Source organism: Rhodococcus sp. 06-418-5, assembly GCF_002258285.1.
GTDB lineage: Bacteria > Actinomycetota > Actinomycetes > Mycobacteriales > Mycobacteriaceae > Rhodococcoides.
The window spans coordinates 156,648-180,625 of record NZ_NOYE01000014.1 but is presented as its reverse complement, the minus strand read 5'-3'; the positions used below and the strand labels follow the sequence as shown (position 1 = coordinate 180,625).

General features: G+C 62.8%; 20 protein-coding genes. 10 read left to right on the top strand and 10 right to left on the bottom strand.

From position 1 onward, the window contains the following. The first annotated feature begins 16 nt into the window (after positions 1 to 16). The 3 genes from CH274_RS10790 to CH274_RS10780 are packed head-to-tail and all read left to right on the top strand — an operon-like array spanning position 17 to position 3,182. Positions 17 to 1,402, top strand: coding sequence for a lipopolysaccharide biosynthesis protein (locus CH274_RS10790; protein ID WP_256993542.1), 1,386 nt, complete (start codon positions 17 to 19; stop codon positions 1,400 to 1,402). Beyond that, complete coding sequence (locus CH274_RS10785) at positions 1,399 to 1,917, top strand: acyltransferase (protein ID WP_032396197.1); 519 nt, start codon at positions 1,399 to 1,401, stop codon at positions 1,915 to 1,917. The genes CH274_RS10790 and CH274_RS10785 overlap by 4 nt, the downstream gene beginning before the upstream one ends. Then, entirely contained in the window at positions 1,917 to 3,182 is a 1,266-nt protein-coding gene (locus tag CH274_RS10780) for a glycosyltransferase family 4 protein (protein ID WP_094657423.1), read from the top strand. Before CH274_RS10785 ends, CH274_RS10780 begins: the two co-directional genes overlap by 1 nt. Here the strand turns inward: CH274_RS10780 and CH274_RS10775 are convergent. Further along, a complete protein-coding gene (locus tag CH274_RS10775; RefSeq protein WP_094657422.1) occupies positions 3,134 to 4,072 on the bottom strand; it encodes a cellulase family glycosylhydrolase in 939 nt (312 codons plus the stop codon). The genes CH274_RS10780 and CH274_RS10775 overlap by 49 nt on opposite strands. 180 nt (positions 4,073 to 4,252) lie before the next feature. Between CH274_RS10775 and CH274_RS29485 the strand changes: the two genes are divergently transcribed. From CH274_RS29485 to CH274_RS10760, 4 genes are read left to right on the top strand one after another with little or no spacing between them, the layout of a single operon-like run. Beyond that, on the top strand, positions 4,253 to 4,852 hold the full coding sequence (locus CH274_RS29485) for a serine acetyltransferase (RefSeq protein WP_218829204.1): 600 nt from the start codon (positions 4,253 to 4,255) through the stop codon (positions 4,850 to 4,852). Continuing rightward, positions 4,852 to 5,382 (top strand): DapH/DapD/GlmU-related protein, encoded by a 531-nt coding sequence (locus CH274_RS29480; protein ID WP_256993560.1) that lies wholly within the window; start codon positions 4,852 to 4,854, stop codon positions 5,380 to 5,382. Before CH274_RS29485 ends, CH274_RS29480 begins: the two co-directional genes overlap by 1 nt. Before the next feature lie 8 nt (positions 5,383 to 5,390). Then, the gene (locus tag CH274_RS10765; RefSeq protein WP_094657421.1) at positions 5,391 to 6,494 is read left to right on the top strand and encodes a glycosyltransferase; all 1,104 of its coding nucleotides are present in this window, start codon (positions 5,391 to 5,393) and stop codon (positions 6,492 to 6,494) included. Continuing rightward, the gene (locus CH274_RS10760) at positions 6,481 to 7,191 is read left to right on the top strand and encodes an SGNH/GDSL hydrolase family protein (protein ID WP_094657420.1); all 711 of its coding nucleotides are present in this window, start codon (positions 6,481 to 6,483) and stop codon (positions 7,189 to 7,191) included. Before CH274_RS10765 ends, CH274_RS10760 begins: the two co-directional genes overlap by 14 nt. Before the next feature lie 6 nt (positions 7,192 to 7,197). On the opposite strand, the gene CH274_RS10755 is transcribed toward CH274_RS10760, so the two are convergent. Continuing rightward, positions 7,198 to 7,983, bottom strand: coding sequence for an SGNH/GDSL hydrolase family protein (locus CH274_RS10755; protein WP_094657419.1), 786 nt, complete (start codon positions 7,981 to 7,983; stop codon positions 7,198 to 7,200). 388 nt (positions 7,984 to 8,371) lie between these two features. On the opposite strand from CH274_RS10755, the gene CH274_RS10750 reads away from it, so the two are divergent. Further along, positions 8,372 to 9,991, top strand: coding sequence for a polysaccharide biosynthesis tyrosine autokinase (locus CH274_RS10750; RefSeq protein ID WP_094657418.1), 1,620 nt, complete (start codon positions 8,372 to 8,374; stop codon positions 9,989 to 9,991). A 13-nt stretch (positions 9,992 to 10,004) separates the two neighbouring features. After that, complete coding sequence (locus CH274_RS30065; RefSeq protein ID WP_441346935.1) at positions 10,005 to 10,349, top strand: hypothetical protein; 345 nt, start codon at positions 10,005 to 10,007, stop codon at positions 10,347 to 10,349. Here the strand turns inward: CH274_RS30065 and CH274_RS10745 are convergent. Together CH274_RS10745 and CH274_RS10740 are read right to left on the bottom strand one after the other, a co-directional pair. Next, on the bottom strand, positions 10,297 to 12,396 hold the full coding sequence (locus CH274_RS10745; RefSeq protein ID WP_094657417.1) for an acyltransferase family protein: 2,100 nt from the start codon (positions 12,394 to 12,396) through the stop codon (positions 10,297 to 10,299). The two genes, CH274_RS30065 and CH274_RS10745, sit on opposite strands and share 53 nt — an antisense overlap. Before the next feature lie 155 nt (positions 12,397 to 12,551). Next, the gene (locus tag CH274_RS10740; RefSeq protein ID WP_094657416.1) at positions 12,552 to 13,184 is read right to left on the bottom strand and encodes a TetR/AcrR family transcriptional regulator; all 633 of its coding nucleotides are present in this window, start codon (positions 13,182 to 13,184) and stop codon (positions 12,552 to 12,554) included. Between the two features lie 362 nt (positions 13,185 to 13,546). Here CH274_RS10740 and CH274_RS10735 point away from each other — a divergent pair, with 362 nt between their 5' ends. After that, positions 13,547 to 17,827: an Ig-like domain-containing protein gene (locus CH274_RS10735; RefSeq protein ID WP_179275700.1), complete on the top strand. Its 4,281-nt coding sequence runs from the start codon at positions 13,547 to 13,549 to the stop codon at positions 17,825 to 17,827. An 81-nt stretch (positions 17,828 to 17,908) separates the two neighbouring features. On the opposite strand, the gene CH274_RS10730 is transcribed toward CH274_RS10735, so the two are convergent. The 6 genes from CH274_RS10730 to CH274_RS10705 form a co-directional block, all read right to left on the bottom strand. After that, the gene (locus CH274_RS10730) at positions 17,909 to 18,931 is read right to left on the bottom strand and encodes a hypothetical protein (RefSeq protein ID WP_094657414.1); all 1,023 of its coding nucleotides are present in this window, start codon (positions 18,929 to 18,931) and stop codon (positions 17,909 to 17,911) included. An 84-nt stretch (positions 18,932 to 19,015) separates the two neighbouring features. Continuing rightward, positions 19,016 to 20,191, bottom strand: coding sequence for an alpha/beta hydrolase family protein (locus tag CH274_RS10725; protein WP_094657413.1), 1,176 nt, complete (start codon positions 20,189 to 20,191; stop codon positions 19,016 to 19,018). Positions 20,192 to 20,297: 106 nt separating this feature from the next. Beyond that, entirely contained in the window at positions 20,298 to 21,098 is an 801-nt protein-coding gene (locus CH274_RS10720; protein WP_256993541.1) for an ABC transporter permease, read from the bottom strand. Further along, the gene (locus CH274_RS10715) at positions 21,095 to 21,940 is read right to left on the bottom strand and encodes an ABC transporter permease (RefSeq protein WP_179275699.1); all 846 of its coding nucleotides are present in this window, start codon (positions 21,938 to 21,940) and stop codon (positions 21,095 to 21,097) included. The genes CH274_RS10720 and CH274_RS10715 overlap by 4 nt, the downstream gene beginning before the upstream one ends. Then, a complete protein-coding gene (locus tag CH274_RS10710) occupies positions 21,937 to 22,758 on the bottom strand; it encodes an ABC transporter ATP-binding protein (RefSeq protein ID WP_256993540.1) in 822 nt (273 codons plus the stop codon). Before CH274_RS10710 ends, CH274_RS10715 begins: the two co-directional genes overlap by 4 nt. Next, on the bottom strand, positions 22,755 to 23,762 hold the full coding sequence (locus tag CH274_RS10705; protein WP_094657559.1) for an ABC transporter substrate-binding protein: 1,008 nt from the start codon (positions 23,760 to 23,762) through the stop codon (positions 22,755 to 22,757). Before CH274_RS10705 ends, CH274_RS10710 begins: the two co-directional genes overlap by 4 nt. Between the last annotated feature and the right edge of the window lie 216 nt (positions 23,763 to 23,978).

The following is a 23,978-nucleotide window of genomic DNA, read 5'->3' as shown; positions in this document are numbered from 1 at the left end:
CCGCAGACCGAGCGAGATGGACGACGATGACGACGGCGTCCCCGGTACGGGGCTCGACACCGTCGAACGCAGAGCCGTCGTTCTCAGTACCCTGTTCCGCATCATCGGGACGCCCGTCGTGGCCGTCGCCGGGCTCGTCAGCGCCGGACTCGTCATTCGCGCCACCGGACCGTCGGCGTACGGCGTCGTCGCGCTCGTTGCCACCGTGGGGCTTCTGCTGCCTTTCGCCGATCTCGGCATCGGAGCCGTGGTGACGAGTGCGACCGCACGATCACGGGACCCCATCAACGAAGCCTACGCGCTCGCGGTGATCCGCCGCGCGTACCGAATTCTGGCTCGTGTGAGCATTGTCGTGGCCGGGGTGGCCGTCGCGGTGATGATGTTCGACGGCTGGGGCGCACTCATCGGAACCACCACCGGCCCCGAGGACAGGCTCGTCATCACGATCGCCGTGGCCCTGTTCGGTGTGACGATTCCGGCGGGACTGGGACTGCGCATCCTGATCGGAGTGGACCGCGCACAACTGATCGTCGTTGTGATGGTGAGCAATTCGCTGTTCGCGCTACTGGTCACCGTCGGAATGTATGCCGGTGGCGTTCGCGGGATCTGGTACGTCCTGCCGCCACTCATCGGTGCTTTGCTCGGAAACCTCATGGGAACGATTCTGGCGCTGAGAGTTTCGGGTCTCGGGACGTCGGTGTTCCGGAGAGCGGCGCTGCCGATACCGACCAAGGGGCTGCTCGAGGGGTCGCTGTGGTTGTTCGTCGTCAGCGTCGGGATACCTTTCGGCCTCCAAGTCCAGCGAATCGTGCTCTCGCATCTGTCCACTCCCCTCGACCTGAGCCGATACGCGTTGATGGCACAGTTGTACGGTCTGTGCTGGTCGGTGTTCTCCACCGCGGCGCTGGCCTTCTGGCCGATATTCGTCAAACGCCGATCGGCAGCCGAACAGACCGTCAGCCTCTGGTTGATGTCGACGCTGGGCTTCGGTCTGGTCGCGCTGGTCGCGGCGGTCCCGCTGGTGCTCCTGAGTCCGTGGCTTGCGGATGTGCTCTCGGGCAACACCATCGACATCCCGTCGGTACTCGCCGGAGCGTTCGCGGTTCTGCTCGTCGCCCAATGCCTGCATCTGCCGTCGGGGATGCTGCTGACCAAGCCGACCGAGGCGCGGTGGCAGGCGGGGTGCCTCGCCGCCATGGCGGCGGTCACCACCGCCGCGGCGATTGCGGTGGCTCCGACCACCGGGGCCGCGGGGGTCGTACTCGTCACCGCGGGGGCGGTGGTGTTGTGCCAGTTCATCCCGGACATGGCGTGGGTTCCGCGGTTGGTACGGCAGCGCGGTGCCGACCCATCCTCCCCACCTGCGCGCATCGAACTCAGCACCGCAGCGAGGATCCCATGATCGACGTCTCGAAGTTCCTGCCACTGTTGCGCAGCCTCAACAGGATCGACCAGAACGCCTACATGAGCGTGGTGGTGAGACTGCTCGAGCGTTCGGGCGTGGCGATCGAGGGCAGGCCGTTGTGGATCTCGTCCTCGGTGTTCCTCGACAACTCCGGCCCCGGGTCGATCACCTTCGGCGACCGCTGCGTCGTCTCGGATGCCGTCAAGATACTCACCCACGACTTCTCCCTCGACAGAGTGGCGGAGGCGCGCGGAGAACTTCCCCCCGACGAAGAGTTGTACCGCCGTGCCCCGGTATCGATCGGCGCACGAGCATTCGTCGGGTTGGGAACGGTCATCATGCCCGGTGTCGTGGTCGGCGATGACGCGATCATCGGAGCCGGGTCCGTGGTGACGCAGTCGATCGCACCGGGAGATGTGGTGGCAGGCAATCCTGCTCGCCGGATCTGTACGACCGACGAGCTGTGGGACAAGAGGCGGTCGGAATTCGAAGTACGGAAACGGAGACGCTGATGCGGATCACTCTGATCGGACTCAACTACAAACCCGAAGTCACCGGGATCGCGCCCTACACCGCCGATGTCGCGGAGGGCCTGTCGCAGCGTGGGTACGACGTCCACGTCGTCACCGGCTTCCCGCACTACCCGCAATGGGCTCCCGATCCGCGTTACGCAGGCCCGACCATCGAGGAGATGGTGGACGGTGTGCACGTCACCCGGCACCGCCACTACGTTCCGGGCAGCATGACCGTCACCCAACGCGCGCACCTGGAACTGTCCTTCGGTACCAGGGTGGCGCGCAGCCGGATCCCGTCCTCGAACGTGGTGGTGTGCGTATCGCCTGCGCTGGTGTCCACCGGCCTGGTGATGGCTCGCCTCAAAGCGCAACCCTTCCGGCCCGCGCTGGGGGTGTGGGTGCAAGATCTCTACAGTCGCGGAGTCATCGAGACGGGCACGATGCACGGGTCGAGTGCCGGTGCGACAACGAATCTCGAATCCGGCATTCTGCGTGCGGCCGACGGAGTCGCGGTGATCCACCGTCGTTTCGCCGAGCATGCCCACACCGCACTACGGGTACCGGAGAGCAAGCTCACCGTCATCCCGAACTGGACGCACATGCCGCATCAGGCATCGATGAGCCGCGACCACGCGCGTGACCTGCTGGGGTGGTCACGAGAGGCGGTGATCGCACTGCATGCCGGCAACATGGGCCTCAAGCAGGGACTGGAGAACGTGGTCGAGGCAGCGCGAGAGTCGGACCGACGTGGCGGCCCGGTGCAGTTCGTCCTGATGGGCGACGGCAATCAGCGGCAGATACTCGAGGAACTGGGTACCGGCATCTCCAGCCTGAGATTCGTACGATCCCTGCCGGAGAAAGAATTCAGAGCTGCCCTCGACGCAGCGGACGTGCTGCTGGTCAACGAGCGGCCCGAGGTGTCCGAAATGGCTGTCCCCAGCAAGCTCACGGCCTACTTCGGCAGCGGCAGCCCCGTCCTCGCCGCCACTGCAGCGGGCAGTGTCACCGACCAGGAGGTGCGATCGGCAGGTGCAGGCGTGCGGGTGGACCCCGCGAACCCGGCAGCGTTACTGGAGGGAGTGATCGAATTGGCGACGGACCCCGACAGATCGGCGCAGTTGGTCGAGTCCGGTAATCGGTATCTGCGACACCACATGTCTCGGGACGTCGCCCTGGACAGGTTCGAGGAATGGGTACACACGCTGGCGAGCGCTCATCCCACGAAGGCTCGAACCGCGTCGAGTGCAGGTTTGGGGGTGTAGTCCGATCGCACCAGACCGTAGTTGTAGTCGGGCACAGCGCTGCCCGTCATCGAGTCACGGAAGTCGAAGACGAACACCGGACCCGCATACGGTAGCTGTGTCAGCGTGGTGATGCCGTCGACCAGAATGTCGGCCTGCCGTTGCTCGTCGACGCCCGAATTCGTTGTGGGTGCGCCGAACTCGGTGAACCAGATTCGCTTGCCGGCGTCTCCGTGGCTCTCCATGACGGCGCGGACCTTCGCGATCTCGTGGGCCGAGGACCACGGTTCGGTGGGTTCGCTCAACAGCTGCGGGCTGCTGTAGGGATGCATCGCCACGGCATCGAACGTCTCGGCTCCTGCGCACCGGTACAGGGCCTCGACGAATGTCGCGGGCGACAGATCGTTGCTGGAATCGACTGCGGGAGAGGTGGGTCCAGTGATCACCAGTGCGCCGGGCGCGGCGTCGCGAATTGCCGCGGAGCTCGCCGACAGAACATCGCAGTACTGGACGGGATTCGCACTCGGACCGTAGCTGGCTGCGACGTTCGGCTCGTTCCAGATCTCCCAGGCACCGACCTGGTCGCGATAGCGAGACGCTGCGGCAGAAACGAATTGGGCGAACCGTTCGGCAGAGGCAGGCGCGGGATGTGTGACGAGAGCGTAGTCGGCCGGCACCGCCCACGTGGGTGCCCAGGTGACTACTCCGAGCACTGCGAGATTGCGCTCGGCGGCCCACGCCATTTCCCTGTCCACCCGACTCCAATCGAGGATTCCCTCGACGCCTTCGATGTCGGACCACTTGACCAGCAACCTGATTCCCTCGAAGCCGGCATCGGCGACGGAGTCGATATCGCGTCGGGCGTCGGAACCGGGCATCCCGATGCTGGCGACATTGCTGGCGACGTGCACCGAATCCCACTCCGAAACGGGAGGCGGGCTCGTTTCCGGACTTCGTTCGGGCTCAACGCTTGTCGAGCACGACGATGCGAGAAGCAGCGCACATGCCAGCGGAACCCATCTGCGTCGCACGGCCATACGATGCAGTATGACGGGTGGACACCACGGCTGCGCGACCTTAGATTTGCACCCATGCCGCCGTACACCGCGAAGAAATCCTTTTTGATTCGCTTGGCTCGAATCTGGGCGCGGCCGCTGTGGTGGGGTGTGCTCACATCGGGGAACGAAGACCTCGTGCGAGCAGACGTCGCGAGGTGGATCGAATGCATCGGCAACGATGCTCTGGTCCCCTTGGACGAATACTCGCGGTTCGCCTACCTCGCGGGTGCGCTGCACGAATTTCGGAACGTTGTCCACTTCAGACTGCGGCAGAGCCCCCTGCCGGTGCGGATCGCTCTGAAGAAGATCTACCGACCGGACCGGACCATTCTGCTCGAGTCGGATTCCATCGGCCCCGGAATCTTCCTGCACCACGGCAACGGAATCATGGTCTCGGCAACCTCGATCGGCCGAAATTTCTGGGTCAACCAGCACGCGTCCGTCGGCTACTCACCGAAGGGTCGACCCACCATCGGAGACGACGTCATGGTGGCGGCCGGAGCCGTCGTCACCGGTCCGATCGTGCTCGGAGACGGTGTCACGATCGGGGCCAATGCGGTTGTGGTGAAGGATGTTCCGCCGGGCACCGTCATGGCTGCGCCGCTGGCGCAGCCGCTCAGGAAACGCACGTGATCGGCCGATCGCTCGCCGGCTTCACCGGAGCGGGATACGACAAAGGCAGACCGTTCCACATCCAGGTGCTGTGGATGCTCGCGTCGAGCCTGCTGGTCTCGCCGTGGTGGTGTCCCAATTCGATTCGGCTGCAGGTACTCCGGATGTTCGGTGCACGGATCGGCGACGGAGTGTCGATCAGGCACCGCGTCCGCATCCACTGGCCGTGGAAGCTCACCGTCGGCGATCACTCGTGGATCGGTGAGGACGCCTGGATTCTCAACCTGGAACCGGTGACGATCGGAACGAACACCTGTATTTCTCAGGCCGTGCTGCTGTGCACTGGCAGCCACGACCGGCGCTCGGCGACATTCGAGTTCGACAACGCACCCATCGTCGTGGGCGACCGAGCGTGGATTGCGGCGCGGGCGACCGTTCTGCGCGGGGTCAGCATCGGTGACGACGCAACGATCGGAGCAACGGCACTGGTGACCGCCGATGTAGCCGAGGGCGCGACGGTGCTGGCACCCGCCGCCCGCCGTCCGGAGTGAGTGGCGTGATGCGCATCCTGCACGTGGTGACGCTGATATCCGAGGACGGTGCCTACGGCGGGCCCGCACGGGTTGCGCTCAACCAGGCCGACGCGCTCGCCGATCTGGGCCACGAGGTGACCGTCGCCGCGGCAGGCAACGGACCTCCGCCCACCGCAGGTGCCGTCGACATCCGGTTGTTCCGACCGCGAACGGTGATTCCGCACAGTGGATTTGCAGGCCTCGCCGCTCCCGGCATGCTGCGGTGGTTGGCCGAGCGCGCGAGGACGTTCGACGTCGCCCACGTCCACCTGGCCCGTGATCTGGTGACACTCCCCGCTGTCGGTCTGTGTCGACTGCGCGGCGTCCCGTCGGTGGTGCAAACCCACGGAATGATCGATGCGAGCGACAAACTGCTCGCCCGCCCGCTCGATGCTGTGGCCACACGATCGGTCCTGCGCCGATCGGCCGCAGTCTTGTACCTCACCGAGCGAGAACGAGCCGATTTGGTCGAGGTGGCGGGCACGGGGATGAACCTGGTGAATGTGATCAACGGCGTTCCCGCGTTGCCGGAGACGATGCCGAACACCGATCCGGAAGTGTTGTTTCTGGCGCGCCTCCATCCGCGGAAGCGGCCAGATCTTTTCGTGGATATGGCGGACATTCTGGTCCGCGAGAACGATTCGGTGACCTGTGCGATGGTCGGCCCGGACGCGGGAATGGCACACTCCATCGCGCAGCGGACCGGCCCCCGGATTCGATGGGAGGGGCCGTGCGCCCCCGAGAAGACGGCCGAACGTATGCGAGCGGCCACGATCTATGTGCTGCCCTCCGTCGACGAGCCCTACCCGATGTCGGTGCTCGAGGCCATGGCGGTCGGGCTGCCGGTCGTGGTCACCGACAGCTGCGGTCTCGCACCGGACATCACCCGCATCGGCTGCGGAATCGTGGTTCCAGGCGGTGAGCTGCAGCCGCTCGTCGACGCTGTGAGATTGCTTCTGGGCGATGCGAACCTACGCGCCGAGATGGGCAGGCGAGGCCGGGTGGCGGCGCGCACCGAGTTCGGTACCGACACCGTCGCAAAGATGCTCGACGAGCAATATCGAGAGGCGGTGCAGCATGTCTCGCGGTAGAGCGGCGCTGCTGATCCTGATGGTGATCGTCGTCGTGGCCGGCGTCGTGGTGCTCGGCCTGCGGTACGACGCGACGCGCACCGAGCCCGGATCATCCGACGTCTCCGCCGCGCCGTTCGTTCCATCGTCCAACGGGGGACCGACCGCCGTCTTCATCGGAGACTCGTACGTATCCGGCGCGGGTGCGAGCGATCTCGGCCATCGATGGACATCGATCGTCGCGGCCGACAAGCTGTGGACCGAGCTGAACATCGGAATCGGTTCCACCGGATACGCACTCGCGGCACCGGACTGTGGAGCCGAGCGATGCGGCAGCTTCCAGGAGATGGCCGGATACGCCGTGACCTTGAAGCCGCCGATCGTCGTGGTGGCCGGCGGCACCAACGACTTCACCGAGTTCGTTCGCGACCCGACCGAGACCGTCAACGCGATCTACGACACCATGGGCACACTTCGTACCGGGCTCCCCACCGCACGCATCATCGCCGTCGGACCTTCTTCGGCGGGCGAGGTTCCGCCGTTCGTCACCGCCTACGAGGGGGTGGTGCGCGACGCGGTGAACGCAGTCGGCGGAGAGTTCGTGTCACTGACCGACCCGGACGTCATCGACGAGGACATGCTCGATCCCGACGGAGTGCACGTCGACGACCGGGGACACGCTGCCATCGCCGACGCCGTCGAACAGGCCCTGAAGTAGCGGTTCTCACCCCAGTGCCGTCTGCACTCGCCGGCTTATCGCGCTGTGGCCCAGGTTGTCCACGTTCTCACCGTCCGGGAGCACGGTCGCGGGATCGACCACCGGTGGATCGAGCAGTGAAACATATTGCGCACCAAACACTTCTGCCGTATCGCGGACGTCGCGATCCAGGCCGAGAACCGTATCGGTGGCTTCGCCCGTTGTCGACGGACCGACGGCGATGATGCGCGCGTTCGGCAGGGCATTGCGAATCTCGATGTACGTCGTCGCAATGGCGGCCTGTACCGCTGTCGGATCCTCGGCGTAGGCGGCCACGTCGTTCTGGCCACCCGAGACCACAACGATCGACGGATTCGTCGCCACGGCGTCGACCGCCGTCGTCTGATAATTGGGGCACGTATCCAGTCCGCACACCTCCGCGCCTGCCGTGGCGAGATAGCCCGTGCCTGCCACGCCGAAGTTGCGTTCGTCCCAGTTCATCGCCGTCGCCAGCAGGGACGTCCACCGTTCGCTCGACGGTTGTGCTCCGACACCCTGTGTGTACGAATCTCCGACGAACGCGGCGACAAGGCGCGGCGCCGCAGCTTCGGTGGTCGGCGAAGCGCTGGTGGTGGTGACCGGCGGCTGCGGGGTTGCCGGAGTGAAGGCAGCGACAGAATCGGTGTCCGGAACTGCCTCGCGCGTGGAGTTCACGAACAGCGCAACAGCGACGAAGGCAAGCGCAGCGACGACTGCTATCGCACCACTGACCTTCCACCACACATCTCGCGACGCACCGCGCAAACCGGCCATGACGGTAGATTCTGCCCGACGCAACAGTTCGACGGTCCGGTTATTTCTGCGCGACTCGGAGAAAGACCGAAAGCGTCGGTCGAGAGTGGCGAGGATCACCTCGAGTTTCGCGGGCGCCCGATTACTGCTTATCGTCGCACCGCAGAGGGTTCTGGCAGCGCTGCCAGCGGGGGACGGTCGGCACGTCGGGAGTCCGAAATCGGGTTCCGTAGACCCGATGAATCCTCACAACGGGACATTTACTTGATTGTGCTCGTGAATCAAACGAATGAATTGTGGGGAGAGACGCGGCTTCTCATCCGGTGCACGGAAATGAATTACCTATGTAACGATTGAGCCACGCAGTGACACGTTGCGAGTTGTACGAACGAACGAGGAGCGCGAAAGCATGGAGATACAGGATTATCTGAGAATCCTGAAGGCGAGGTGGATCATCATCGCCGTCACCGTGATCGTCGCCATCCTGGGTGCGTTGGGCGCGTCCCTGTTGACGACGCCGCTCTACGAGTCGAGCGCACGGATGTTCGTCTCCACCTCCGGTGGAACTTCGGTGAGTGAGACGTACCAGGGCAACCTGTTCTCGCAGCAGCGAGTGGCGTCCTACTCGGAGTTGGTGACCAGCGAGGCACTCGCGGCCCGAGTGCTCGACGTCCTTCCCCTCGGACTGACGCCATCGCAGTTGGCCGCGAAGGTCAAAGCGTCGTCGACTCCCGACACCGTTCTGTTCGACATCACCGTCACCGACCCGTCGCCTGCGACTGCTCGCGATATCGCCAACGCGATGGCCTCGGAGCTGACGTCACAGGTACGCGACCTGGAGACCCCGGAAGACGGCGGAACCCCGTCGGCGGGCGTCAAGACCTTCCAGCAGGCCGATGCGTCCGCATCACCGGTCAGCCCGAACACCAAGCGCAACCTCGCCCTCGGTGCCGCCGTGGGCCTGTTGCTCGGTATCGCACTTGCCGTATTGCGTGATCGTCTGGACAACACCATCAAGGACCGTCGAGAGATCGAGTCGATCTCCGGCAAGGCGTTGGTGGGCACCATCCCGTTCGACAAGGAGCGCAAGACGCATCCGGCTGTCGACTTCCAGGATCTCGCCCAGTCGTCCAGTGCCGAGGCTTTCCGTGAGCTCCGCACCAACCTTCAATTCCTCGAAGTCGATCATCCTCCTCGCGTCATCGTCGTCACCAGTGCAATTCCGAGCGAGGGCAAGACGACCACTGCGGTGAACCTGGCCGTCGCGCTCGCCGAGGCCGGACACCACGTCGTTCTCGTCGAGGGCGATCTGCGTCGCCCCCGCATCTCGAAGTACCTGGGTCTCATCGGATCCGTCGGCCTCAGCACTGTTCTCGCCGGACAGGCCAAGGTGGACGAGGTGCTGCAACCGACCAGGTACGAGGGTCTGCAGGCTCTGGCGTCCGGCCCGCTGCCGCCCAACCCGTCCGAGCTGTTGGGCTCGGAAGCCTCTCGCGCACTGATGGTCGAGCTGCGCTCCAAGTTCGATTACGTGATCGTCGACGGTGCACCGCTGCTGCCGGTCACCGACTCGGCCGTTCTCACCACCCACAGCGACGGCGCTCTTCTGGTCACCCGCTACGGGCACACCAAGAGCAACGAATTGTCCAGGGCCATCGGCAATCTCGAAACCATCGGGGCGCACGTTCTGGGTGTGGTGCTGTCATTGACGCCTTCGAAGAAGGGCGACATGTACAGCTACTCGTACAACTACTCCGCCGACGCCAGCCTGCCCAGGCAGACGGCACCGCCGGTCCCAGCGCCTCAGGCTCCGGTTGCGGCGCCGGCTCCTCCCACCCCTGCAGCGGCCCCTGGGGTGCCGCAACCTGCCTCGGTGCGGCCCGGATCAACCCAGACCGCATCGGCTGCACCGAGCGCAGCCGCACGTACCGCAGCCCCCGCCGCCGCGCCTTACTCTCGGGCACGTCGCGCCGAGACACCCGGCGACGTGCCCAGAAACGGCGTCGAGAACCCCGGTCTGAGGAAATGAGCACTGGGCGATCGTGTGCGTCACGATCGCCCAGAGCTTGGCTTGGACGCTCCACTTGTGCCGATGCCAGCCGCCGCAAGGTGTTTCGGGCGGATCTCAGAATCCGGCAGCGCTCCCTCCGGGCGCGTTTCTCGGGCAGCAGCTCATTGTTTTCGTTGCGGCTGCGGGTGCCAATACGCTCACAATAAACCACGGGACGGCAGCCAAAACGTCCCTGGTGGGGGCTGCGGCTAAGTCCGCGGCTGGGCTGAGCATGTGCCAACTGTTCTGGGATGGCACCAATTGGACAGAGAAGCGTAAGCGCGTTAGCCGACGATGGTCGCGATCTCGGGGACGAGGAATTGCGACAGCGTCTTAGCGAAGGTCGCTGACAGGTGCCCGCCGGTGTCTCGGTAGGCGATGACGTCACCGATAACAGTTGGGCACCTGTCAGCGGTGCAGTAATAGTCGGTGAGATCGATCAGGCTCGCACCCGGAACGGCCTCGACGGACGCGAAGAGCGGGTCACGGTCCGCGAGCGCTACATCCCTCGATGCTCCGCACTCGCCGGTACTGTCCGATCCGAGCGAGACGCGGGTGACGCACAGCATTGACTCCTCGGTGACCGTGGGGTTGTCCGCGATTGCGATGACTTTCGTCCCTGTCCTAGCCACGGGTGCCCACGCTGCTGAGTAGGCCACAACTGCTGCCTGGTCGGTACTGCCGCCGAACTTGCGGGATGATGTAGTGAGGATTGCGTCGTAGTTCTCCGCGAGAACTACGGCCTGGATATCGTTCATCACGTTTGAGCAGTCACCGGAGGGCGGGAGTTGCCACTGGCAGCCATAGCCGACGTAAGTGGTCAGGCTCCACTTGTTCTGAGAGAGGTACGGCGACAGCGCGGGTAAGAGCATTCCGGCGTGTGAGTCACCGATGATTGCCAGCCGTTTCGCGTCGTCGCGCTGGTATCCGTAGGTGCAGGAACGCAACGGCTTACCTTCGGTGCGGTAGCACTCGTACGCCCCCTGCGTGTCGTCGGCGAACGTGTCGACGCTCGGTTGCAGGGGTTTGTCGGGGTCCCGCAGTTCGCAACCCTCGTTCACCATCGCGGCCGCGCCGAGGCACTTTGCCACGTCGGACGCGACGGGAACGATGGGCTGTTCCACGACGAGCGCCTGGGTCGCCTGCCCTGTCTGGTTGGTGCGATCGACTAGCGCGATTGAGATGATCGATCCGATGCACAGTGCCGCAACCATCACCGCAGCGAACAGCCAGTGACTCGGTTCGATCTTGCTGACGAAGCCCTTGCTCGACGTCGACTCAAGCCACCTCGAATCTCTGATTGGCTTTTCGTAGAACCGGTAGGTGATCTCGGTGAGGCCGAACGCGACAACAAGAGCGAGGACGTAGTAAACCGCGTTCTCGGGCAAGACCGCGGTGAGCAGAATGATGACCGGCCAATGCCACAGATAAAGGGTGTAGCTGGTGTCTCCGACGTACTGAGCGACAGGGTTCGTGAGGAGTGGCACTCCGCGGACTTCGCTGCCATGGAACGCAGCGACGACGAGTGCCGTTGACAGCACCGGCAACGCAGCCCACGGTGCGGGGAACTGGCTCGTTGCGGTGATCAAGAACAGTGACGCCGCAACACCGGCTAAACCCAGGTACGACGTCGCAGGTCGTGCTGCACGCGGGATCTTCGCGAGGAACGGTCCACAGATCGCGAGTAGCGCGCCGATCCCAAGCTCCCAAACTCGGGTGAACGTCGAGAAGTAGGCGCTCGATGGGTCCGCTACCGACTGGTACGCAGCCCACGCGAACGACGCAAGGCAGATGACTGCCATCGCGCCGAAGATTGCGGCCTTGCGGATCCACGGATTGCGTCTCCGGTGATAGCGCCGGGTGACTGCATAAAGAGCGATGAGCAGCAGCGGCCAGACGAAGTAGAACTGTTCCTCAATCGACAGCGACCAATAGTGCTGCAACGGCGAGGGTGGCTGGCCTACTTGGAAGTAGTCGGTCCCGACCTGCTCGAAGTGAATGTTAGCGGCGAACACCGCGGCGTAGAGCCCGTCGACCAGGGTCTGCTTGGCTCGAATGGCGGGGAACAGCGCATAGGCCAGGGCGACGGTGACGACGAGAACGAGCATCGCGGACGGGATGATCCTGCGAGCGCGCTTGACGTAGAAGTCGCCGAACGAAACTGCACCGGTCTTCTCGCGCTCACGTATCAGTCGACCGGTGATGAAGAATCCGCTGAGGACGAAGAACACGTCTACACCTACGAAGCCGCCGCTGGGCCAACCGAATAGGTGGTCTGCGAATACTGCGAGCACCGCGACGGCACGCATCCCCTGAAGGTCGAGCCGTGTGTGCGAGCGCTTCTCTACCCTCTTCGAACGCCCTTCGTCGACTGCAATTGCCATGCGCTGAATCCCATCCCCGGCGAGTCTCGGTGCAGAGCGCACCACGGCGCGAATCGTAACCGAACCAGGGGTTCGTCGCCTGTCCCGCAGAGACCGTTTACCGCCGGGGAGATGGGTGGTTCAACTGTTCGAATGGCGCCGCCCGCGCAGGTGCCTCACATAAGGTTTCGCGCATGACTGCTAGCGAGCGGATCTGTCCCGAGTGCCCCGAGCCCGAGGCCGAGCCAGTAACGAAGGTGGGGCACACCAAGGTCGAGTACGCGAATAAACGCGAGGACGTATTCGAGTGCAAGGAGGGCCACGACACCACTGAGTGAGGCGTCTTGATTGGGTCGGAGGACTTCGTCCGTATGGGCACGTAACGCAAGATGTGGAGCGCGACGAAACCGGTCGATTCCAGAGCCTCGAGGCTGGGAGATGGGGGGCGGTGCATAGTTGCGGGACTGGATGAAGAACGCGCGCATGGCTCCCCGGTGCTCCGCGAACACCGCGAGCGCGGCTTCGGCGAGCATCTGCACAGCTCGGTCGTCGTCGGATTCTTGTTCTGCGGCTGAAAATGCCGCTGCGGCAGCAAGTTCGATGCGAGTCAGCACGTCTTCCTGGGCTGCCATCAGCAGGCCTGTTCGATCTCCGAAACGATGGTAGATGGACCCGTTGGACCCGCCGTAACGCTGGGCGACGGCAGCGATCGTCACCGCCTGTAGGCCACCCTCGTGCAGCAACTCGATGGTCGCTGCCACTATTCGCGCAGTGGATCCTTCGCTGCGGGACTGCACGGGCGTACGCACGGCCCCATGCTAGTCGGCTCCCAGGGTTGCCAAATTTGGAGTGAGAATTCCAGTTTGCGAGATATGGGGTTCGCTACCGAGCACGGAGCTGGACAGGCCGCCCAGATCATCGTCGTCAACGCGCCGAAAACTGTTCGAGCCACTTGAGTTGCTCCCTGGCTCGAAATCCCCTTGGTTTTCATCTGTTCGGCGGATGGCACAAACAGCTGGTCACCAGCGAGGATTGCCGATGATCCGCACTCCGGCGGACATATGCTGCTAGGGGTGACGCCATGTCCGCTTCGAGTCCCCGCAAGCCACGACGGACAAAGGGACGTCATAGGCTTGTAAAACCGGAACCGGCTCCTGTTCAATGGATTCGGGTGGGAGCGCTGACCGTCGGCGTCGGCGCAGCAGTGGTGACGGGTCAGGGCGTTGCCAGTGCTTCGCCCAGCAGCGACGCAGTCGAGTCGATCAGCATCGACGAACAGGACGCAACCGGAGACTCCGGACCGATCAAGGTGGCCGAATCGAACTCGGATCCCGCGCCGACCGACGCACCGACCGTTGTTGGTGAGCCAGAGCCGATAGTTGTCGACGAACCTGTCTCGGATTCCGAAGTCTCACCTGCTATCCCGGTCGCAGACACGGAGCCGCAGGATGTGTCGGCGGTGATCAACGATCCCACGGTGAGCATTGACGACCAGCCCTTGCCTAGGGTTGTCGACGAATCGGCCGACGGAGCCGTGCAAAACTTAGCGCCGAGTACTGACTCGATTACCGCCGTCGAGACCATCCCGCGTCCGCCGGGACGCTCTGCGGATGCGTCGACGACCGTGGTCGGCGGGCCGGATCGAGACGGGTCGACCACCACGGCAAGATCCAGCCCTAAGTCGTCGTCCGCCGGTGCAGTGACCATTGGTGCGACCATTTTGTCGGCAGCGCCCAAGCGGAATACAGTTAATACGGCTGTATCGGCACCGGAAACGACTGCGCCGCAACCGACTGTGGTGTTCGCCAGCCCGGCTGCGCAAGTACAGTCATCCGGCGTGCAGAGCAACGTGCTGACGCTGCTCGGTTTGACCCCGTCGAACGGAACGACTCCCACCACGCCAGTAGGCGCGTCACCTTACTTCGCTTTGGTGTGGGGGTTGACGAGGCGCTTTCAGTCCACCTTTTTCAACGAGTCCCCCTACGCATCACCGACTGTCGCCACACCCACGGGCAACGGGACCGTTACCGGGAACATCGGCGCAGGCGACCCAGACGGTGATCCACTTCTGTACTCCCTCGCGGTTGCACCGTCGAAGGGAACGATTCAGCTCAGCGCAGATGGAAGCTACGTCTACACGGCAAGTCCACTACTGGCAGCGGCGGGAGGCACTGACTCGTTCACGGTGACGGTGACCGAAGCTAACGCCGCGGCGCACATTCACGGACCGCTCGGGTTGCTGAACCGCATACTCAGCACGTGGACCGGTGGACTCATTCCCCTCAATGACGGAAGCACGACGCGTGTGGTTGTACCGGTATCTATTACCGCGGGCGATGGCACACCTGTAGTGGCCACCCCGGCGTTCACTTACACCGTCGATCCGAATACGGCCGTGGTGAACGGACGCGTGAACGTAGTCGACCCCGACGCAGACCCGCTGCGATTCACCGTGGTCTTGCCTGTCGACCCGTCGACGGGTCTTGCATCGCTCAATTCGACCACGGGCCAATTCGTCTTTCATCCCACTGCCCAAGCGCGCCACAATTCCTTTGAGTCGGCAGGAACGGACGGAGCCGAGTTCACGGTTTCGGTGACAGACGGGAAGGGCTTCGCCACCACGGTCGTCGTCTCCGTTCCCATTGTAGCCAAACAAATTGCGCAGGAACCTCCTGTACAACTCGCTGAGCTTGCGCAGCTCGTAGCGTCTGGTCAGATCGACGTAGTCGAGAACTCCAATGGCCAAATTCGCACTATCGACGGCAAGTTCATCGACGGACAAGTCAAGGATGCGGCTGACTCAGCTGCGATACTCAACCGCGTTGCCGGTTTGATCGGTGCCCCGGCGGAGTTCGCGGATACGGCGAATATCACCTCGAAGACCGTGCAACAGGTGCGGCGTGACGGCACCGTTTTCACCGAGACGTACTTCTACGCGAGCCCCGCAGTGAACGGTGTACGGGTGATCGGTTCGCAAATAGTGTTGATAACCAACACGTCCGGTGAGGTGACCGGGCTCTACAGCACCTACGACGATGCTTTGAGTTCAGTCGACATCGTAGCCGCGGAAAGCATGGACGAGGCAGAGGAAGCCATCGCTGCCGTGAAGGCAGCTATCGAGGCGAAAGCTGCCGGCCCTACAACAGGTGCCCCCCGGGATCTCACAGCACTGTCATTCACTGCCGAGAAGGTCATCGTTCCTGATGTGAACCTGGGAGTGCCGACACTTGCCTGGCAGGTGAAGGCGGTGGACACCACGAACCGCGGCTTTGGCGCAGTGTCGACGTATTTCGTCGGAGCCAATGGTGCGAGCAGCGGAACCGTCATCCACGAGGATGTAGAACTCAAGGGTGCCAGCGCCATCCAGCTGGGGAACTGGGGCGGAACGAGCTTCAACTACAACATCAAGACCGAAGGAAACACTCTCGTTTACGAGGGCGTCGACCCGGTCAGCGGGCAGATCGTGCGGGTCTACGAGTCAGTGCAGAAGGTCGACGAGAAAGGGAACCCGGTTACCTTCGAGCCGAATACTGAAAACGACAAGCCTGTAAGGTCGCCGGTCGGTTCGCCTGATCTCCGGGCCCTCACTGCCCTACGGAACGTACAATACGTGGAGGACCATTACCGAAATGCGCTGCGGTTCAACACCATATATCCAAGCCATACTACGCACGTCTACGTTCTCCCGACCTTCGACATGATAGCCGGCTCGGGAACGACTCTTGATGAGAGTTCGATGGCATATGGATACGGTAGTGAATCGGCCCGCGACATAGTCGCTCACGAGTACACGCATATCGTCGTGAGGATGATTGTGGATAACGGCGGGGGTTTCAACTACAACCCCGAGGGTTACGCAATGAGTGAGGCGTATGCCGACCTCATGGGTAATTTGATCGAAAACAAGCCGATGAACGACCGAGGGCGTTTCGATTTCGGCGAGGACATGACTGTCTGCGATTCCGTCTCGGACGACCAGAAGGCCCTGTCCCAGTGTGCGTTCAGAAACAACCTGGTTCCGGGGGCTGTCAAAAGCAAGGGTAACGACTTCCACTTCCACTACGACGATTTTGATGGATCGAAAGGAAATGAGCGCGACGACAAGCCCGGCGGTGGATACCGTGCGTACGACAACAGCACAATCTTCAGCTCCGCGGTATCCGCTGCGATGGCCGACGATCGAACTCAGGGTGTCACCAGCCTGGAATGGGAACGGGTTGTTCTTCATTCGCTGTACAAGCTCAGTGTCACCTCAGGCTTCACAGACGCCCGCTCGGCGATCATCGGGTCCGCGAAAGCCCAGGGCTTCAGCGTGGACGAGATCCAAGCACTGCAGAAGGGTTTCGACGACGTAGGAATCGTCGCGACCAACTACCGCATCGGTGCGTCGGTTTCGACGAGCTTGGATGCGTCCGGGGCTCCCATCGACATTGTGACTTCTGCGGACGGAAAGAAATCCTTCGTCATCGATGGCACGAATGCCTTGTACGTCGTAGATACGACTGCTTCACCGAAGCCCGATGTAGTCAAGGTCGAACTGTCTTCGTCTGCGTCGGACCTTGCAGTAAACGCTGCCGGTACTCGCGCGTACGTCGCTAACGGGTCGGCCGGAACGGTGACCGTCGTCGACTACTCGACCGGCGTGCCGATAGAGACGACGGTCATCGTCGGTGGCCAGGCATCGCGCATTTCCACCAGTGATGATGGTCGGCGCACAATCGTCGTCGACTCATCCAACGGCACAGCGACAGTCCTCGACTTCGATGGCGCCACAACGTCGGTCAGCGCTCCGATCAAAATCGGAACGAGCCCGGTGGCCGTCGCGATCAGCGCGACCGGATCCAAGGCCATCATTGGAAATTACGCATCCAGCACGGTGACCATTATCAACGAAGGCGGGACGCAACCGACGCAGACAGTGGCGGTCAGTGGATCACCTCGGTCGGTCGTCATCAGCGCGAACGGAACGCGCGCAATGGTGTACAACGCCAATGGTTCGGTGGACTTCATCGATTTGATCGCTGAAACACTGGAACCCATCAGGATCAGCGACACGTTCGATTCCTACGGTCAAGTCGGCTTCATGGCGATCAGCGCGGACGGGACCAGAGGCTGGATTACGAATCACTCGACCAGAAATACCGTGGCCTACGTCGATCTCAAGGCAACGCAACCCGTAGTGTCCTACATCGACATCAATGACTACGCGCACTCGATCGCGACGACAGCAGACGGAAAACGAGCCTTCGTGGTCACCCACGGCAAGCTGTACGTCATCGACGTGTCCAAGCATTTGAATGACCCCTCACGCAGCACCCCGTACGCCAGCAACATCGACATCAACAACAACGCAAGCGATTACCAGCAAGTGACTGCCAGCCGGAACGGCTCGTACATTGTCGCGACGAACATCAGTGGAGACGTAGCGGTGTTGTACGGAACGGCATTCTGACGGGACTAAGGGAACGCGGCTTGGCAAGCTGATGTCCGCTGAAGCATTCGAGACCGCAGTGATGCCGCACCCTGAGGCGGGCTACGCCCGATCCTTTCCCGCCCGGTGCGTCGGATCGATGAGGAACAGGCTGCTGCCGTCCAATCCGTCTCGGCGGTGGATGTTTCCACGCAATCCGGCTTCGACCAGTCGCGCCGCGATCTCGTAGATCTCCTCGAGGCGATCGTCGGTGAGATCGGGCCTGATCGCGAGATGGATCTCGTCGCCGATGTGCCGCAGCACCGCCTCGAAGTTCGGGCTCACCGAGCTGTAGAGCTCCTCGCATTGGACAACCAGCGCATCGGACATCACGAAGTCGTCCTCGGCTCCGAGCAACGGGATGACGCCGAAGTCCTCGAGAAGGTTGATCAGCTGTACACCACTACGTCCGGCCGCAGTCGACCGATCCGCCAGCACACCGGATTCCACTTCCTTCGTCGTGAAGATCAGTGTCGCCTCGGCGCTGGGATCGAGCAGACCCAGATCGGCGCGCATCGCCGTCAACAGCAGCGAGTGCATCCGGATGATGTACGCGTGCTCGCTCTGCAGACGTTCGTGCGCAGGAGCGGGGATTCCCGTTTCGGGAGCCAGCGGGGCGAACACCCGACGGTCGATGCCCGTCGACAACTCCAACGCCAACGGATGAACCCGCCTGCGCGCGACCACCAACGCGGCGGAGAGCGCCAGATTCAACCGGTCGTAGGCCTTGTTCAAGGACTGCGTCGCAGCCGCGAGATCGCCGACAGGAGTCGAGACCACCGCTGCCGAAATCTCCTCCGCCACAACCCGATCGACATTCGACAGGGCGAACAGCAACTCTTGGTACCGCGCCGTCACCTGATCGCGGCTCCACGAGTCGCTCTCACCCGACTGGCGCACCTGACGGTCGACGGCAGTGTGCAGTGCCGCCACCTCGCGGGATATGACGTCCTCGTTCGCGCCGACCCGACGCACACTGAGCGCCGCCCACGCCGCACCGAGGGCAGCGATGACGACGACGATCAAAGTCCACACCTGAACTGCCGTGACACCCGACTCCGAGGCAGCTACGACGCTGGTAGTCATCGCTACATCATGCCGGACTGTGTTATTCGTCGTTCCTCTTTCGCGTTCCAGGGTGTCCGAGTCGCTGGTTCGACGGAATCCGCGTCATCCCGGTCGCGTGACTGTCCACTCCGGACCTGCGAGTAGGTCATCGAGCCAATCGAACGCCTGCTGGTGCCACAGCGCCACAGCACCTTCGTGGCAGTGCTCTCCTCCGCCGTCTTTCTCGGCGAACGAAATATAGTGCTTGGTGCAGGTGAGTTCCGAGAACACTCGGAAAGCCTGACCCTTGAAGAACTGATCGTTTTCAGCGTCGAGAACGAGTGTGGGGCAGGCGATCTTGTCTACTATTCCATCGAGGGTGTACGCCTGGCACCGTTCGCGGAACTCGGCCAGGTCAGCGGCACCGAAGGTCCACTTCCCATTTCGGACGACCCAGCGTGACCCGGTGTGCGCCATGAGCTCTGCCTCGGGTGCCTCGGTCATCGTCTCGATCGTCTGGGCAAGGCTGTAGACGCCATCGTGCAGGATGCAGGCGGCGAGCCGCGGCTCGAATGCTGCCGCCCGGGCGGCGAGGTATCCGCCGAGGCTGGTTCCGACAAGGACAAATTTGTTCGTGTGGACGCGCGGAAGGGTCGACGCGTAGTCGATCACAGGGGCAACGACGGATTCCCAGTCCGGCCGAAAGTGCAAGCCCTGATCACGTAAAGCACTGCCCTGGCCTGGCCCGTCGAAGGTGAGCACGTGGTAGCCGCGGGAGATTGCGCCGGCCACCAACGCGAAATAGTCCTCCTCGCGAGTCGAGTCGAAGCCGCCGTGGTAGATCACGAGCGGCCGGGGTTCACCGGTTCCTGGGCAGAAGTAGAGGTAGCCCGGCAATGTGGCGTCTTCGTATGGAATTCGGACGGATCGTGCCTCGTAGTCCAGCAGTGCGACGGCGTCGGCGAATGTCTCCTGTGAACGGCGGGAGAGACGCGTTGACTCCTCGTCGTGGGCGGGGTCCTCGCGCCGGTAGAAATCGGCGGTTCGATAATAGTTGGAGGCGCGAAGAAGGGCTTCGCGGGCGCTCACGCGGCGACCGGCGGCAAGCGAGTTCCGCGCGATGTCTTCGACCCGGGCGGCGGTGCCCGCCCATTCGCGGGACCACGCTTCCTCGTCGTTTTCAGGAATTGTCCGGCAGGTCACGAGGACCTCACCCAGTTCGGCACCGGCGTAGGTCGCGTATCCCGCAGCTCGCAGCGCCTCGAAAGAGAAGGACTCGTCATCGAACACGAACTTCATATTGACCTCCGATAGCAGGACGACACGGTGCGGTTCCCCTCGATAGTTCTCGATGAGGTGCCCCGGAATTGCGACCGTCCGAAGGCCTACTGTCCCGGTTGCGGGTTCAGCCTTCGACCGGGCTGTAGCGATTCTTGATGCGCTTTTCCAATATGCTCAGCGCGGTGACCGGCACCAACGCGATCACCAGAATCAGAGCCACTTCGCCGGTGATATCGCCGAGCCGTCCGAGTGGGATGTTCCTGAGCAACTCGTAACCGAGTCCCGACACCCCGGCGAACATCTCCCCGATCAGCAGGCCGAGGAACGTCAGACCGAATGTCAGCCGTAGTGCGCTGGCAAGAGCAGGCAGAACCGAGGGAAAGACGATCTTGCGCACCACGGCCCAGGTCGGCATGTTCACACTCGCCGCCAATTTCAACGGGAGCCGCGGCACGCCCGCGGTTGCGTTGATGACCATGATGACCATCGGAAGTACCCCGGAGAAGAACGCGAACGCGATCTGGCTGGCGTCGGTCAGCCCGAGGAAAACGAGGAACAACGGAAAGAGGACGATCTTCGGAACGCTGTAGATCGCGTAGAGCACGGGCGACAGAGCATCGGACCAGAATTTGCTCAACCCGACGGCAAACCCGAGCGCAGCGCCGATGACGACAACCCCGACGTACGCGATGGCGAGCCGATACAGAGTGTCCCCGATGCTCTGGCGAAAGCGCTGCCCCTGCAAGTTTGCAGTCAACCGATCCAATGCCGTTGCAGGAGTGGGAAGAACAGCACTCTGGGCGAGCGCGGCAGACACCCACCAGAGAGTGACGAGCAGGATCGCCAGACCCACGGGAAGCGCAATCGACAGGACTCGTCCGAGGCGAATATCGCCCCTCATCGCTCGTGCGCTCGTGTCGGTCATTTTCTTCGCCAATCGATCTTGTTCAGAATCAAGGACACGCTGATGTTGAGAATCAGACCCATCAGGCAGATGAGCAGAATTCCCGCATACATATCGCCTACCTCGAACGTGTAGTACGACCTCGAGATGAAGTAACCCAGTCCCCGGTTGCCGAGCAGGAACTCCGTTGCCAACACACTGATGGTCGTATAGACCAGTCCGAGTCGCAGACCCGCGGCGATGTCCGGAATGGCGGCGGGGACAAGTATTTTCGTGAAGCTCTGCAGACCCGTCAGCTGCCGGGACACTGCGAGTTTCTGCACGGTGGGCGGCACGGACGCGAAACCGTTCATCGTGTTGGTCGTGACCACCACCATGCCGAATGCCACCGACACCCCGACGATAGGTGCGTCCCCGGTGCCGAAGAGAACGACCAGGATCGGGTAGATCGCGAACACGGGTATCGCGTAGTACACGTTGAGGTACGGCTCCAGCGTCATGCGCCAGAGTCGAAACCGCCACATCGGGTAGGCCAAGGCGAACCCGAGTACGGCTGCCAGGACGAACGACTCGAACAGTCGTTGAAGGGTGGGCAGTAGGTTGCCGGTGACGAAAGAACCCGTCATCAACAGTTCGAACATTCTGCGGGCCATGGTGGTGGGTGGAACCAGGTCCAGTGAGCTCACCGGGCTTGCGCGACTGACGAATTCGATCACAAGGGTGAGTACGACGCCCACCCACACCGTCCACATCGTGGACGTCGATCGAAGGACGGTCCTCGGCCTGGGCCGGATGTATCGGGGCACCGAAACCACTGGTGCGGAGCCGGTGACGCCGGCCGGTGCCTGTTCGGTGACGGTCATGGTCCGGTCACCGCCATCGCCTTCTCGGCCTCCTGCTGAATGAGGGACCATATCTTTTCGGCGCAGCGCGTCGCTTCCGGAGAGTTCAGGCTCCGAGATTCCCGATCCCTCGGCAGAGGAATGGTGATCTCCTCCAGAATTCTTCCCGGCCGTGCGCTCATGACGAGTACCCGATCGGACAGCAGTATGGACTCCTGGATGCTGTGGGTGATGAACAGGACACCGCATTCGAGGCGCTCGACCACTCGGAGCAACTCGTAGGCCATCAGCACGCGCGTTTGCTCGTCGAGGGCCCCGAACGGCTCGTCGGCCAGAATGAGGTCCGGGTCCGTGGTGAGGGCCCGCGCCAACGCAACTCGCTGCCGCATACCGCCGGAGAGCTGTGTGGGAAAGTGCCGCGCGAACTCGGACAGTCCAACAGTTGCGAGCCGCTCGAGGGCAATCTGGCGCCGGTCGGCTCTCGACATACCTTGCGCCTCGAGTGGGAAGGACACATTGTCGAGGACGGTGCGCCACGGCAGGGTCGCGGAATCCTGGAACACGATCGATGTTTCGGGCCGCGGACCGGTCAGCGGCTGCCCTTGAATCGAGACGGAACCGTGTGTTGCGGTTTGCAATCCGCCGATTATGTCGAGCATCGTCGACTTACCGCACCCGCTCGGACCGACGATGGAAACGAATTCCCCTCGCGCAATATCCAGTGAGACCGGGCCGAGGACATCTTTGTCACCGAAGGTCTTGGTGATCCCGCTGGCTTTCACCAGCGGAGGGGCGGTAGTCGTGAGTCGGTGTGTCGTAGCGTCGGTCGGTCTCATCATTTGCTCCCACATTCGACAGGCAGCTCGCGAGCTGCGCCGGCCGGTAGATAGTCGAGGTCGAAAATTGTGCACCACGGAATGTCCAGGTCCGGATCGGCTTCTCGTAGGGCCTCTGCGGCACTCTCGAGTGCGTTCTTGTCGAGGCCGACGGACCAGTCGTCCGCTGCTATCGCACCGTCGACGATCCTGCGTGCCTGCTCCTTGTCGACCGCGATGTCGGCCGCGTACAAGCCGGCAGCTTGGTCGGGGTTGGCCGCAATCCAATCGACGGATTCTTGATATCCGGCGAGGACACCCCTGACGACATCCGGATGCTCATCCAGATAACTGTTGTTGACGGTGATGACGCTCTGCTGGAAATCGGGAAGATACATTCTGCTGTCCACCACCTTTCGGAAACGGTCCGATTGCTGTGCGACGACCGAGGAGGGGACGTAGGAAACATCGACAGCACCGGATTCCAACAGGGCGATACCTTCACCGATACCCCCGGAGTGAACCCGTTCGATACTCGCCGGATCGATCCCCGCGCGTTGCGGCAGAAGATAAGTCAACGATTCGGTGACGGATCTGGGCGTGGTGTAGGCCCATTTCTTCGCGTCCGCCGGATCGGCGAACGAGCGATCCGCCATCGAGTAGAAGTCGAGTCCGTAGACACTTCGGGTTGCTCCTCCCACCGCGGTGACCGGCGTGTCCGAATGGCTGGCATCCACGATGGCGGGCAGTGAGACCTCGCCGATCGCCAGATCGCCGCTGACCAGATTGCGCAGCGTCGAGCTTCCGCCTTTGCCGGCAATGATGCGTTCGACGTTCACTCCGTATGAAGCAAAAATTCCCTCCGCGTTGCCGACGAGCCACGGAATCACGTACGGCTCTGTGGCATTGCTGACAGTGATCCGGATCGTCGTGAGTCCATCGGCTTCACGTGGTCCGTCCGCACACGCGCTTGCTGTGAGGGCCAGAGCCGACAGCATCAGAACTGCCCTCTTCGTCGCGGTGTTCATCGAGATCTTCCCTCCTGACATGGGGGCTCGTCTCTCGTCGCTTCTTCCGTCCGACAGACGAGGGGAACAACACGACGGATATGTATGCAATGACGAGCCCGGCGCGCAATCTCGCCTGCTGATCGAGGCGGGTACCGACGCAATATGTATACAACCATCGCGACTAGCGGTGTGTCAACCGTCACTTGTGGGAGAACCGCAGGCCCTCTGACGCTG